Raw genomic sequence first — 12,522 nt, 5'->3', positions numbered from 1 at the left:
CTTTTGCGGCTTGCATACACTTTTGCTGATTCCCCCAGAGAGCTTTTCGTGGCCCATCCCGCCCAACGTCGTTGGTATCCGCTGGTCTTTGCCGTTGCCGCGCTGGTTCTGTTGCCGCTGAGCGTGCTGCTGCTGGCGTGGCAGTCGATTGACCAGCAGATCTGGTCGCACCTGTGGCAAACCCAGATGCCGCGCTTGCTCGCCAATACGCTGACGCTGGTGCTGGGTGTCGGGGTCGGCGTGACGCTGTTGGGTGTCAGCCTGGCCTGGTTGACCAGCCTCTGCGACTTTCCCGGACGGCGCTGGCTGGATTGGGCGCTGATGCTACCGTTTGCCATTCCGGCCTATGTGCTGGCGTTTGTCTTCGTCGGTCTGCTGGATTTTTCCGGCCCGCTGCAAAGCCAGTTGCGCGAATGGTTCGGCACGGGTTTGCGCCTGCCGCCGGTACGCTCCACCGGCGGGGTGATCCTGGTGCTGGTGCTGGTGTTCTACCCCTACGTCTATTTGCTCGCGCGCACCGCATTTATCGCCCAAGGCAAAGGTCTGATGGAGGCGGCGCGGGTGCTCGGTCAATCACCCTGGCAGGCGTTCTGGCGCGTGGCGCTGCCCATGGCGCGGCCGGCCATCGGTGCGGGCGTAGCCCTGGCGCTGATGGAGACCCTGGCGGATTTCGGCGCGGTGGCAGTGTTCAATTTCGACACCTTCACCACGGCCATCTACAAGACCTGGTACGGCTTCTTCAGTCTCTCCAGCGCGGCGCAACTGGCCAGTCTGTTGCTGCTGGCGGTCATGCTGGTGTTGTACGGCGAACGTCGGGCGCGCGGCGCCAGCCGGGGGAGTAATGAGCGCCCCCGGGGCAAGGCGCTGTATCACCTGCGCGGGTTCAAGGCGTTGGCCGCCAGCAGCTGGTGCGGCCTGGTGTTTGCCTGTGCCTTCGTGATTCCGCTGCTGCAGCTGGTGGTCTGGTTCTGGCAGCGCGGACGTTTCGATCTCGATGAGCGATATGCCGGGCTGATCGTGCACACGCTGTACCTCGGCGGCATAGCGGCCTTGATCACGGTGAGCGTGGCCTTGTTGCTGGCATTTGCCCGACGACTGGCCCCGACCCGGGCCATTCGCTCTGGTATCAGTGTGGCCAATCTGGGTTATGCCTTGCCGGGCTCGGTGCTCGCCGTCTCGATCATGCTCGCCTTCAGCTATCTGGACCGCGAACTGGTGATCCCGCTGTCGGCCTGGCTGGGGGGCGCGGGAAAACCCTTGCTGCTGGGCAGCTTGTCGGCGTTGTTGCTGGCGTATCTGGTGCGATTCATTGCGGTAGCCTACGGGCCGCTGGAAAACAGCCTGGGGCGGATCCGACCTTCATTACCCGAAGCAGCCCGCAGTTTGGGGGTCAGTGGGCCACGACTGTTTTGCAAAGTGTATCTGCCATTGCTGCTGCCAGGCACCTTGAGCGCCGCGTTGCTGGTGTTTGTCGATGTGCTCAAGGAAATGCCCGCCACCCTGCTGATGCGCCCGTTCGGCTGGGATACGCTGGCCGTACGAATCTTCGAAATGACCAGTGAAGGCGAGTGGTCGCGGGCATCGCTGCCAGCCTTGACACTGGTCCTGGTCGGGCTGTTACCGGTCATCGGATTGATCCGGCGTTCCGCTCATCGAACAGGCTAGGTGCCAGTCCTACACCTTGCGGCTACAATGCGCGGCATTCGGTGCGGTCCGTCTATCAGACCGGGTGACTGAAATAGGCTGAAAGCCATATATTTAGAGGCTTTCACTCTGTACAGCACCTGTCCGCACCTTCGCCACGCCCGGAAGGAGAAACCCATGGGACAGCGTACGCCTCTGTATGACCTTCATCTCGCTCTCGGCGCGAAGATGGTCGATTTTGGCGGTTGGGATATGCCTTTGCATTATGGCTCGCAAGTCGAAGAGCACCATCAGGTGCGCCGCGATTGCGGGGTTTTCGATGTATCCCATATGACCGTCATCGATGTCGACGGCCCCCAGGCCAAGACCTGGCTCCAGTATTTACTGGCCAATGATGTCGAACGTCTGCACAGCATTGGCTGTGCCCTGTATAGCGCCATGCTCAATGAGCGCGGCGGGGTAGTCGATGACATGATCGTCTATCGTACCGAGGCTGGTTACCGTCTGGTGGTGAATGCTGCCACCCGTGATCAGGACATGGCCTGGATGCAGGCTCAGCTTGGCGATTACCGGGTGCAGTTGCAGGAGCGCCCGGAGTTGGCGATGCTGGCGATACAAGGCCCGCAGGCCCGGAACAAGATTGCCGAGCTGGTCAGCCAGGCTCGTGGGACGTTGATCCAGCAGCTGAAGCCTTTTGAAGCTCGGGCCGCCGGCGACTGGTTCATCGCCCGAACCGGTTATACCGGTGAAGATGGTCTGGAAATCATCCTGCCGGCTGATCAGGCACCGGCGTTCTTCAACGATCTGGTCGGTGCGGGCATTTCCCCTATCGGCCTCGGTGCCCGCGATACCCTGCGACTTGAAGCCGGGATGAATCTGTATGGCCAGGATATTCACCAGGACGTCTCACCGCTGGCCGCCAATATGGCCTGCAGCATTGCCTGGGAACCTGCCGCTCGTCAGTTTATCGGTCGCACCGCGCTGGAAGCCGAACGAGCTGGGGGAGTGCAGCAGAAACTGGTCGGGCTGGTGCTGGAGGAGCGTGGTGTATTGCGTGCTCACCAGGTAGTTCGCATCGCCGATGTTGGCGAAGGGGAGATCACCAGTGGTAGTTTCTCTCCTACGCTTAGCAAGTCGATCGCACTGGCGCGGGTGCCTATGGCTACCGCCGACCGTGCAGAAGTGGAAATCCGTGGCAAGTGGTACCCGGTTCGGGTGGTAAAACCGACCTTTGTGCGTCATGGCAAAGCCTTGATCTAACTTTTTCTGGCGGCAATCAACCGCTGACATTTTTCTTGAGGACACAGAATATGAGCGAGATCCCAGTCGATCTGCGTTTTGCCGAAAGTCACGAATGGGCCCGTCTGGACGAGGATGGCGGCGTGAAAGTGGGTATTTCCGACCATGCTCAGGAAGCCTTGGGTGACGTCGTATTCGTCGAATTGCCGGAAATCGGCAAAGTCTTCGCTGCCGGTGACACTGCGGGTGTAGTCGAGTCGGTCAAGGCCGCATCCGATATCTACTCGCCGGTCTCCGGTACAGTCACCGCCGTTAACGAAGACTTGGCCAACAACCCGGAACTGGTCAACAGCGCGCCCTACGACAGCTGGTTCTTCAAACTTGAACCAACTGATACCACTGAGCTGGACAAGTTGCTCGACGCAGAAAAGTACAAGAGCGCCATCGGCGAGTAATGCTCGCCCCGTAGGAGCTGCCGAAGGCTGCGATCTTTTGATCTTGGTGTCAGCCGCGACACTCCACCGACCGCCGAAAAGATCGCAGGCTCCGCCAGCTCCTACACGGGATTTGTTAAACCCTTCCACCGTAGGAGCTGCCGAAGGCTGCGATCTTTTGATCTTTGTTCGGAAAACGCGTGTCCGTTAGAAAGATCAAAAGATCGCAGCCTGCGGCAGCTCCTACAGATGCAGGCAGCGATTACGGCTGCAGCACAGCCTTGACCGCCGCCACCGAACGCTCGACATCACTCTTGCTCATGGCCGAGAACATCGGCAGCGAGACGACCCACACGTTCCGCGACCGGGAACATGCCCTCCGTGAAACCGTGCGCACGGCCGTTCAGCTCGAGCCCAAGGCTTGTGCGGCGTCTTCCAGCACCCGCAGCGCGCTCTCAGACGCTGAGCATAATGGTACCGCTTGGCCAAAGACCCCATGCCGTCGACCCTCGGATCGACTGCTATGCTGCTTTGACCGTATTGCATCGACGCCGAGCGCCATTCAAGAAGAGAGCCCGTCATGTCCCAGCTGCCGTCCTTGAGCCAGTTACGCGACCCCAACGCCTTCCTGCGGCGCCATTTGGGACCCGATTGCGCCGAGCAACAGGCCATGCTCGACAGCCTCGGGCTCGCCAGTCGGGTCGAGTTGATCGAGCAGACAGTGCCGCCCTGCATTCGATTCAACCGCGAACTGGATCTGCTACCCGCTCTGGATGAAGAAGCCGCACTGGCCAAACTCAGAGGTTATGCCGAGCAGAACCAGGTCTGGACCAGTCTGATCGGCATGGGTTATCACGGCACCCTGACGCCGACGGTGATCCTGCGTAACGTGCTGGAAAATCCCGGTTGGTACACCGCCTACACACCCTATCAGCCGGAAATTGCCCAGGGGCGGCTCGAAGCGTTACTGAATTTCCAGCAACTGACCATCGACCTCACCGGCCTGGAGCTGGCCAACGCATCGCTGTTGGATGAAGCCACGGCGGCAGCGGAGGCCATGGCGCTGGCCAAGCGCGTGGCCAAGTCCAGAAGCAATCTGTTTTTCGTCGACGAAAATTGCCATCCACAGACTATTTCCGTGGTCCAGACCCGGGCCGAAGGGTTCGGCTTCGAGCTGGTGATCGATGCTGTGGATAATCTTGCCAACCACCAGGTGTTCGGTGCGCTGTTGCAGTACCCGGACACCCACGGTGAAATCCGCAACTTGCGGCCGCTGATCGATCAGTTGCATGCGCAGCAGGCGCTGGCCTGTGTCTCGGCTGATCTGCTTAGCTTGTTGCTGTTGACCCCACCAGGCGAGCTAGGGGCCGATGTAGTGTTTGGTTCGTCCCAGCGATTTGGTGTGCCCATGGGGTACGGCGGCCCTCATGCAGCGTTTTTTGCCAGTCGTGATGAGTTCAAACGGGCGATTCCCGGGCGGATCATCGGCGTTTCCAAGGATGCACGGGGCAATGTTGCGCTACGTATGGCGCTGCAGACCCGCGAGCAGCATATCCGCCGGGAGAAGGCCAACTCGAACATCTGTACCGCGCAGGTGCTGCTGGCCAACATCGCCAGCTTCTATGCGGTCTATCACGGTCCGGAGGGACTCAAACGCATTGCCCAACGGGTTCACCGACTGACCTGCATTCTGGCGGCCGGTCTTGAGCGCAACGGTATTACACGGCTTAACACGCAGTTCTTCGACACCTTGACTCTGGAAGTCGGCGGCAGCCAGACAGCGATTATCGAAAGCGCCAAGGCTGCGCAGATCAATCTGCGGATTCTCGGCCGTGGCCAGTTGGGCCTGAGCCTCGATGAAACCTGTGATGAAACCATGGTGGCGCGGTTGTTCGATATCTTCCTCGGCGCCGACCACGGGCTTGATGTCGCTGAGCTGGATGCCGAGCCATTGGTCTCGGGCATCCCGGCTGAACTGCTGCGCAGCTCGCCTTATCTGAGCCATCCGGTATTCAGTGCCCATCACAGCGAAACCGAGATGCTGCGCTACCTCAAGCAGCTGGAAAACAAGGACCTGTCACTCAACCAGTCGATGATCCCGCTGGGCTCCTGCACCATGAAGCTCAATGCCAGCAGCGAGATGATCCCGATCACCTGGCCGGGCTTTGCCAATCTGCACCCGTTCGCGCCGACCGAACAGGCGGTGGGCTATTCACTGATGATCAGGGAGCTGGAGCGCTGGCTATGCGCGATCACCGGCTTCGATGCCATCTGCATGCAGCCCAACTCCGGCGCCCAGGGCGAGTACGCCGGGTTGCTGGCGATCCGCAAATACCATGAGAGCCGCCAGCAGGGCGCGCGCAACATTTGCCTGATCCCGGCGTCTGCCCACGGTACCAACCCGGCTTCGGCGCAGATGGCGGGCATGCAGGTGGTCATCGTCGAGTGCGACGATGCCGGCAACGTTGATCTGGACGACCTGAAAGCCAAGGCCCTGGGCGCCGGCGAAAAGCTCTCCTGTCTGATGGTGACCTACCCGTCGACCCATGGCGTGTATGAAGAAGGCATCAGCGAGATCTGCGAAGTTGTCCACAGCCACGGCGGCCAGGTGTACATGGACGGCGCCAACCTTAACGCCCAGGTCGGGCTGGCCCGGCCAGCGGATATCGGCGCTGACGTATCCCACATGAATTTGCACAAGACCTTCTGCATCCCCCATGGCGGCGGCGGTCCCGGCATGGGGCCGATTGGCGTGCGGGCGCATCTGGCACCGTTCGTCGCCAATCACCCAGTGGTGCCGATCGAAGGCCCGCTGCCGGAGAACGGCGCAGTCAGTGCGGCGCCCTGGGGCAGCGCGAGCATTCTGCCGATCAGCTGGATGTACATCGCCATGATGGGACCGCAATTGGCGGACGCCAGCGAGGTGGCGATTCTCGCTGCAAATTATTTGGCCGAGCATCTGAGCGGAGCCTTCCCGGTGCTCTATACCGGGCGTAATGGCCGGGTGGCCCACGAATGCATTCTCGATCTGCGACCGCTCAAGGCTCAAACCGGGATCAGTGAAGAGGACGTGGCCAAGCGTTTGATGGACTATGGCTTTCACGCGCCGACCATGTCGTTCCCGGTGCCAGGTACGTTGATGGTCGAGCCGACCGAGAGCGAGTCCAAGGCTGAACTGGATCGGTTCATTGAAGCGATGTTGAGTATTCGTGCGGAAATATCCCAGGTGCAGAACGGTACCTGGCCGGGTGAAGACAACCCGTTGAAACGTTCGCCCCACACCCTGGCGGATATTACCGGCGTCTGGGAACGGCCCTACACCATCGAACAGGCAGTCACCCCCAGCGTTCACACCAAGGCCCATAAATACTGGCCGACGGTGAATCGCGTCGACAATGTCTATGGCGACCGCAATCTGTTTTGTGCTTGTGTGCCGGTGGATGCGTATCGTTGAGTCAAAGGTGGGGGCTTGCCCTGATACCGGTCGTTGGTGCCGAATGGAGAACCTGTGGCGAGGGAGCTTGCTCCCGCTCGACTGCGAAGCAGTCGTAAAACCTGTGCATGCGTTCTATCTGAAAAACCGCAGTTGCAGATTTCAGGGCCGCTGCGCGCCCCAGCGGGAGCAAGCTCCCTCGCCACAATTGATCACCATGATTGCCTAGCATCAAAGGGGCAAAAAAATGCCGCTCCAGGGAGCGGCATTTTTTATTCGGCAGAGCAGCAGATCACTGCTGGGCTACGGCATTCTTCGCCAGAATCGCGTTGGCCAGTTCCATGTCGGTAGCCTGCAAGCCCGGGTTGTCGGCGCGAACTTTCTGCATCGCAGCTTCCAGATACGGGCCACGAATACCACCATCGCTGGCGACGAAGCTGCCGGCATCGTCCTGGGCGGCGACCATCAGCTTGTGATCCTTGAAGGTCAGGTAGGTAGAACCTGTGGTCGCACCTGAGGAAATAACGTTACGCCAGAAGCTGTCGGCCATTGCCGAACCAACAGGAAGGGAAAGCAAGGCCAGGGTAGCGACAGCAAGTTTAAGACGCATTATGGGTGACTCCAACGTGGGTTATCTGAAGTCTTGGATGCTCGGTAGCCCAATTGAGTTCCATTACCCTCAATCGACGGGTTCTACCTGAATGATTACCCCCTTCTGTCCGATAATTCGCACACGGGAGCCGACAGGTGCGCCCAGCCCTTTGGCTATCCAGACTCCGTCTGCGGCCGGGGGCTTTGGCTTCCAGGAAGGCGGCCTGACGACCATCCTCGGCCACGTCGTTATTTCAGCTCACTCTGGGGAGTTACGCGCAGCACTTCCTCGATGGTGGTCAAGCCAGCCGCGACTTTCTGCGCGCCGGATAACCGCAGGCTGCGCATGCCTTCCTTGAATGCCTGGTGACGCACAGCCAGCAGGTCGGTGTCCCGGTGGATCAGCGCTTTGACGCTGTCGCTCATCAGCATGATTTCGTAGACCCCGGCACGCCCGCGGTAACCTGTGTCGCGGCATTCCAGGCAACCGATTGCCCGCTGGGCATTGGTCGGCAGCGGTGCTTGCCAGGGCCGGGTCAGGGTCTGCCAGTCTTCGTCGCCCAGGCTCACTGGCGCTTTGCAGTGTGGGCAAAGGGTACGCACCAGCCGCTGGGCCATGACCCCGAGTACGGTGGCCTTGATCAGGTAATGCGGCACACCGAGCTCCAACAGACGGCTGATGGCGCTCGGCGCGTCGTTGGTGTGCAGCGTCGACAGCACCAGGTGCCCGGTGAGTGCGGCCTGGATCGCCATTTCCGCGGTTTCCAGGTCGCGGATTTCACCGATCATGATGATGTCCGGGTCCTGACGCATCAGCGCCCGTATACCGCTGGCAAAGGTCAGGTCGATGTTGTGCTGGACCTGCATCTGGTTGAACGCCGGCTCGACCATTTCGATCGGGTCTTCGATGGTGCAGAGATTGACTTCGGGCGTTGCCAGTTTCTTCAGGGTGGTATAGAGCGTGGTGGTCTTGCCCGAGCCGGTCGGGCCGGTGACCAGGATGATGCCGTTGGGCTGGCGGGTCATGTCTTGCCAGCGGCGCAGGTCTTCGCCCGAGAAGCCCAGCTGGTCGAAGTCCTTGAGCAGCACTTCCGGATCGAAAATCCGCATGACCATTTTTTCGCCAAAGGCCGTTGGCAGGGTCGACAGGCGCAGCTCGACTTCGCCGCCGTCCGGGGTTTTGGTCTTGACCCGGCCGTCCTGGGGTTTGCGCTTTTCCGCGACGTTCATCCGGCCCAGGCTTTTCAGGCGGCTGACGATGGCCATGGTCACTTGTGGGGGAAATTGATAGACATTGTGCAGCACGCCGTCGATACGAAAGCGCACGGTGCCTTGCTCTCGGCGGGGTTCGATATGGATATCGCTGGCGCGTTGCTGGAAGGCGTACTGGAACAGCCAGTCGACGATATTGACGATGTGCGCGTCATTGGCGTCCGGCTCCTGGTCGCTGGCACCGAGGTTGAGCAACTGTTCGAAGTTGCCCAGGGTGTTCATTTTCTGATCAGAGTTGGCGCCGCTGACCGACTTGGCCAGGCGGAAAAACTCCACGGTAAAGCGCTGGATGTCTGCCGGGTTGGCCACCACGCGTTTGATCGGCAGCTTCAGGACGTGGGTCAGATCGGCTTCCCAAGCGGTGACGTAGGGCTGCGCGCTGGCCACGGTCACCGCGTCGCGATCGATCGAAACGGCGAGGATCTTGTGACGCTGGGCAAAGGCATAGGACATCAGCGGGGTGATGCCTGCGACATTGATCTTCAGCGGGTCGATGCGCAAGTAAGGCTGACCGGCCTGCTGCGCGAGCCACAGGGTCAGGCTTTCCAGATCGAGCTGCTTGCCGGGTCGACTGAGGTCTTCGAACTGCTGGTTGGCGAGGAATTCCAGCGGGTGGAGCTTGCTGTTGACGGCGTTGCGTCGGGTGGTCAATGCGTGTTCGGCACAATCCTGGCTGATAAAGCCCTGGGCGACCAGTTCACGCAGCAGATCATTGAGATCGAGCCAGCGATCCTGAGTGAGGAGGGGGACGGACATGCGGGTTCCTTTTGAACGATCCTGCAACTAGCGGTTGAGACGTGTGCGTCTCTGACCACCGATTGCCAAGAATAGTCCCCGGATGAACCGACCGTTCGGCCGTTACCGAACCAAGCCGTTGCGAGTTTTTGCCGACAGGCTTCAGCCGGCCGCCTGTGCGGGCTGAGCCCATGCAGATTCAGCAGGTTGCAAATCCACCGAGCAGACGCTGATCAAATTACGGAGTTTTTCAGCAATCACCTGGGCGCGGTGCCAGCTCAGCCCGTCGAGCACCACGTCGATCGACAGTAAATCGTCCTGTTGCAGCACGTTGACCTGCTGCGGAATCAGAAATTGCAGGGCGAAATGGTTAAGCACCCGGCACAGCAGATCCGGTTCGGCTTCCGCCAGAAGTTGATAGTGCACTCGGCAATGAGCGTTGCTGACGTTCCATACATCGGCGCGGGTCGGGGTGGTGCTGACAGCTTCGAGAGGGGGCATGCTGGTTCTCCAAATCACTGGAGAAATTTTTACATGCTGTCGCGGGTATTTCTTATCTATGATGAGGCTAATTCGTCATAAATCGAATTGAACAATTCGTAATTATCTATTTTCAGGGTTTTTATATGCATAGCGAGCTGGATGCTTACGATCGGCGGATTCTGGCGCTGCTCCAGGAGGACGCCTCGCTTTCCAGTGCGCAGATCGCCGAACAGGTCGGGTTATCGCAGTCGCCGTGCTGGCGACGGATTCAACGGCTCAAGGAAGAGGGGGTGATTCGCGGGCAAGTGACGTTGCTCGATCGCAAGAAAATCGGTCTTAACACGCAGATTTTCGCCGAGATCAAACTCAACGCCCACGGCCGTTCCAATTTCACTGAATTCACCGAAGCGATTCGCGGCTTTCCGGAAGTTCTGGAGTGTTATGTGCTGATGGGGTCTGTGGACTTCTTGCTGCGCATCGTTACCGCGGATATCGAGGCATACGAGCGGTTTTTCTTCGAGAAGCTGTCGATGGTCCCGGGGATACAGGAGGTCAACTCGATCGTGGCTTTGTCCGAAATCAAATCCACGACGAGCTTGCCGGTGTAGCGCTGAAACAAAGATCGCAGCCTGCGGCAGCTCCTACAAGGATTGCATACACCGTAGGAGCTGCCGAAGGCTGCGATCTTTTTTGCGATGTTACATACGCAGCAGTGTCTTCCAGGCACGATTCTGGAACACCACAATCGCCTGCTGCTTGCGGGCATCGAGCGCTTCATCGGTGATCGGCTCGTTGGCCAGTTGCTGCAGCTGTTTCAGTTCGCCGTACAAGCGATCGAGTTCCGGGATTTCCAGCACGTTACGCGCATGGTGCAGCCAGGCCTGGATGCGTTCGATGCGCGGCAATTGTTCGGCCAGGTCTTCCGGCTGTTGCTGGTAGCGCGACAGTTGCAGGGCGACGGCTTCGTCGGCCAGCAGACGCGGCAACCAGTTGCCCAATTGCGCGGCGCCCTGGCGATTGCCCCGAGTGTTGCGGTCGGCTGCCCAGGTGCGGGCCAGCAACCAGCGCGAAGTGTTCAGCGAGAACAGACCCCAGCGCACGTCTTCGAGCTCTTCGGCGAACTGTTCCGGCGCGGCTTTGCGCACGTCTTCGTCGTCCTGGCCGGCCTGCACCAGGGGGCGCCAGTCTTCCAGCAAGGCATCCAGCGCTACCCGCAGGTCGTGGGTCGATTGACGTGGCGCGGCCTGGCCGAGGCTGCCCAGCAACGCGCGCAATTCAGCGAGGTTATCGACCCAGTCCTGCAGCAGACGCCAGTGGCCATTGAAGCGGTATTGCTCGGCCAGGCGCTGGCTGCTGCTCAGCAAGTGCCAGCCCAACGCGGCGAAAGCCTCGTCCAGCGGCAGTTCAGTGGTCAGCTTTGGCGCGGGCAGGCTCAGCGAATAGCTGTTGGCATCAAACAGGCGATAGCCCCGCTCGGCCTTGCTGATATCGCACGGCATCAGCGCCAGGGTGGCGGCCAGTTCGGCGGCCAGTTCCAGCAATGCCGCCGGTTCGCCTTCGCGCAGTTCCAGTTCCAGTTCGCAGATTTCTTCTTTCTGCTTGCCGACGATCACGTGGCCCAGGTCCAGCGCCGCTTCGATGACCACCTTGGCCTTGCCACGACCCCAGGCGATTTCCGCGCGTTCGCGGACGAAGTCAGTGGTGAAGATCGGCTTGAGGGTCTTCTTGTCCAGTTCAGCCAATTGCTCGGGCCAGCATTCGCCGTCGAGTTTTTTCACGTCGAGCTTGGCTTTGGGCAGCTTCCAGTCGTACTCATTACGCTCGGACAGACCGGCGATGCTTTGACCGCGGGTCTTGAGGGTCTGGATCACTTCTTCGCCATCGCGGCGCAGGCGCAGGGCAACCTTGGCCTGGGCCAGATCGCGCTCTGGCGTGTCGAAGTACTGGTTCATCAGTTCACGGCGTTCCCAGCCACTTTTGTTGCGTTTTTTCAGTAGCGGATGCTCGCGTAGTGCGGCGAGGGTTTCGCGGCTGACGCGGAGTTTGATTTCGGTTTCTTTCTGCATGGCCGGAAAATCCAGGATCGGGAGCGCAGCCGGGGGGAATGTGTGGCTGCCAAGGCCGTGCAGTGTACAGGACAAGCCGGCTCGACGCGCCGCGACGGTTTATTCCGCCTGCCGGATGGCTCTATGATGGAGCTCACAACAGCGAACTGGGAGACCGCGCATGCCTTTGCCATCCATGAAAGATCAGTTCGCTGCGCTGATCGCTGCACCGTCGGTCAGCTGTACTCAGCCGAACCTGAATCAATCCAATCGTGCGGTGATCGACCTGCTGGCGACCTGGCTCGGCGATCTGGGATTTGCCTGCGAGATCCAGCAGGTCAATCCGGGCAAATTCAACCTGCTCGCCAGCTTTGGCACAGGCCCCGGCGGCCTGGTGTTGGCCGGGCACAGTGATACGGTGCCGTTCGACGGCGCGCTGTGGCAGACCGATCCGCTGAAACTCACCGAAGTCGACGGTCGCTGGATAGGCCTGGGCAGTTGCGACATGAAGGGCTTTTTTGCTCTGGCCATCGAAGCCGTCCTGCCGTTACTGGACAAACCCTTCAAGCAACCCTTGATGATCCTTGCCACCTGCGATGAAGAAAGCTCCATGGCCGGTGCCCGGGCACTGGCCGCCGCCGGCCGG

10 protein-coding genes and 1 pseudogene are annotated in these 12,522 nt (G+C 60.2%); 6 read left to right on the top strand and 5 right to left on the bottom strand.

Going from position 1 to position 12,522, the window contains the following annotated elements; genetic code table 11:
- Positions 1 to 48: 48 nt before the first annotated feature.
- The 3 genes from F8N21_RS02800 (at position 49) to gcvH (ending at position 3,338) form a co-directional block, all read left to right on the top strand.
- A complete protein-coding gene (locus F8N21_RS02800) occupies positions 49 to 1,665 on the top strand; it encodes an ABC transporter permease (RefSeq protein ID WP_150640667.1) in 1,617 nt (538 codons plus the stop codon).
- Between the two features lie 156 nt (positions 1,666 to 1,821).
- Positions 1,822 to 2,904 carry a glycine cleavage system aminomethyltransferase GcvT gene (gcvT, locus tag F8N21_RS02795; protein ID WP_150640666.1) on the top strand — a complete coding sequence of 361 codons (1,083 nt, stop codon included), beginning with the start codon at positions 1,822 to 1,824 and terminating at the stop codon, positions 2,902 to 2,904.
- 50 nt (positions 2,905 to 2,954) lie between these two features.
- On the top strand, positions 2,955 to 3,338 hold the full coding sequence (gcvH, locus tag F8N21_RS02790; protein WP_150640665.1) for a glycine cleavage system protein GcvH: 384 nt from the start codon (positions 2,955 to 2,957) through the stop codon (positions 3,336 to 3,338).
- 241 nt (positions 3,339 to 3,579) lie between these two features.
- On the opposite strand, the pseudogene F8N21_RS02785 reads toward gcvH, so the two are convergent.
- Positions 3,580 to 3,715, bottom strand: a pseudogene (locus F8N21_RS02785) (DegT/DnrJ/EryC1/StrS aminotransferase family protein); the annotation flags it as partial.
- 182 nt (positions 3,716 to 3,897) lie between these two features.
- On the opposite strand from F8N21_RS02785, the gene gcvP reads away from it, so the two are divergent.
- Positions 3,898 to 6,771, top strand: coding sequence for an aminomethyl-transferring glycine dehydrogenase (gene gcvP / locus F8N21_RS02780; RefSeq protein ID WP_150640664.1), 2,874 nt, complete (start codon positions 3,898 to 3,900; stop codon positions 6,769 to 6,771).
- Positions 6,772 to 7,042: 271 nt separating this feature from the next.
- On the opposite strand, the gene F8N21_RS02775 is transcribed toward gcvP, so the two are convergent.
- The 3 genes from F8N21_RS02775 to F8N21_RS02765 all read right to left on the bottom strand — a co-directional run bounded on the left by F8N21_RS02775 (position 7,043) and on the right by F8N21_RS02765 (position 9,849).
- Positions 7,043 to 7,360 (bottom strand): DUF2388 domain-containing protein, encoded by a 318-nt coding sequence (locus tag F8N21_RS02775; RefSeq protein WP_150640663.1) that lies wholly within the window; start codon positions 7,358 to 7,360, stop codon positions 7,043 to 7,045.
- A gap of 230 nt (positions 7,361 to 7,590) precedes the next feature.
- Positions 7,591 to 9,369: a GspE/PulE family protein gene (locus F8N21_RS02770; RefSeq protein ID WP_150640662.1), complete on the bottom strand. Its 1,779-nt coding sequence runs from the start codon at positions 9,367 to 9,369 to the stop codon at positions 7,591 to 7,593.
- 141 nt (positions 9,370 to 9,510) lie between these two features.
- Positions 9,511 to 9,849 carry a hypothetical protein gene (locus F8N21_RS02765; RefSeq protein ID WP_150640661.1) on the bottom strand — a complete coding sequence of 113 codons (339 nt, stop codon included), beginning with the start codon at positions 9,847 to 9,849 and terminating at the stop codon, positions 9,511 to 9,513.
- A 125-nt stretch (positions 9,850 to 9,974) separates the two neighbouring features.
- Here F8N21_RS02765 and F8N21_RS02760 point away from each other — a divergent pair, with 125 nt between their 5' ends.
- Complete coding sequence (locus tag F8N21_RS02760; protein WP_150640660.1) at positions 9,975 to 10,439, top strand: Lrp/AsnC family transcriptional regulator; 465 nt, start codon at positions 9,975 to 9,977, stop codon at positions 10,437 to 10,439.
- A gap of 90 nt (positions 10,440 to 10,529) precedes the next feature.
- Here the strand turns inward: F8N21_RS02760 and F8N21_RS02755 are convergent, their stop codons facing one another.
- The gene (locus F8N21_RS02755; protein WP_150640659.1) at positions 10,530 to 11,897 is read right to left on the bottom strand and encodes an inorganic triphosphatase; all 1,368 of its coding nucleotides are present in this window, start codon (positions 11,895 to 11,897) and stop codon (positions 10,530 to 10,532) included.
- A gap of 160 nt (positions 11,898 to 12,057) precedes the next feature.
- Between F8N21_RS02755 and F8N21_RS02750 the strand changes: the two genes are divergently transcribed.
- Positions 12,058 to 12,522 (top strand): M20/M25/M40 family metallo-hydrolase (locus F8N21_RS02750; protein ID WP_150640658.1); only part of this gene is annotated, 465 nt, incomplete at its 3' end.

Origin of the sequence: Pseudomonas fluorescens, from assembly GCF_902497895.1 — a bacterium.
Lineage (GTDB): Bacteria > Pseudomonadota > Gammaproteobacteria > Pseudomonadales > Pseudomonadaceae > Aquipseudomonas > Aquipseudomonas fluorescens_BP.
Note: the sequence above shows the minus strand (reverse complement) of the source record. Positions and strands in the feature narration are given on the sequence as shown.

Bases quoted from the DNA above. Each gene is read 5' to 3' on its own strand.
- gcvT (WP_150640666.1), top strand. From the start codon at position 1,822: ATGGGACAGCGTACGCCTCTGTATGACCTTCATCTCGCTCTCGGCGCG.
- gcvP (WP_150640664.1), top strand. From the start codon at position 3,898: ATGTCCCAGCTGCCGTCCTTGAGCCAGTTACGCGACCCCAACGCCTTC.
- F8N21_RS02755 (WP_150640659.1), bottom strand. From the start codon at position 11,897: ATGCAGAAAGAAACCGAAATCAAACTCCGCGTCAGCCGCGAAACCCTC.
- F8N21_RS02770 (WP_150640662.1), bottom strand. From the start codon at position 9,369: ATGTCCGTCCCCCTCCTCACTCAGGATCGCTGGCTCGATCTCAATGAT.
- F8N21_RS02760 (WP_150640660.1), top strand. From the start codon at position 9,975: ATGCATAGCGAGCTGGATGCTTACGATCGGCGGATTCTGGCGCTGCTC.
- F8N21_RS02765 (WP_150640661.1), bottom strand. From the start codon at position 9,849: ATGCCCCCTCTCGAAGCTGTCAGCACCACCCCGACCCGCGCCGATGTA.
- F8N21_RS02775 (WP_150640663.1), bottom strand. From the start codon at position 7,360: ATGCGTCTTAAACTTGCTGTCGCTACCCTGGCCTTGCTTTCCCTTCCT.
- gcvH (WP_150640665.1), top strand. From the start codon at position 2,955: ATGAGCGAGATCCCAGTCGATCTGCGTTTTGCCGAAAGTCACGAATGG.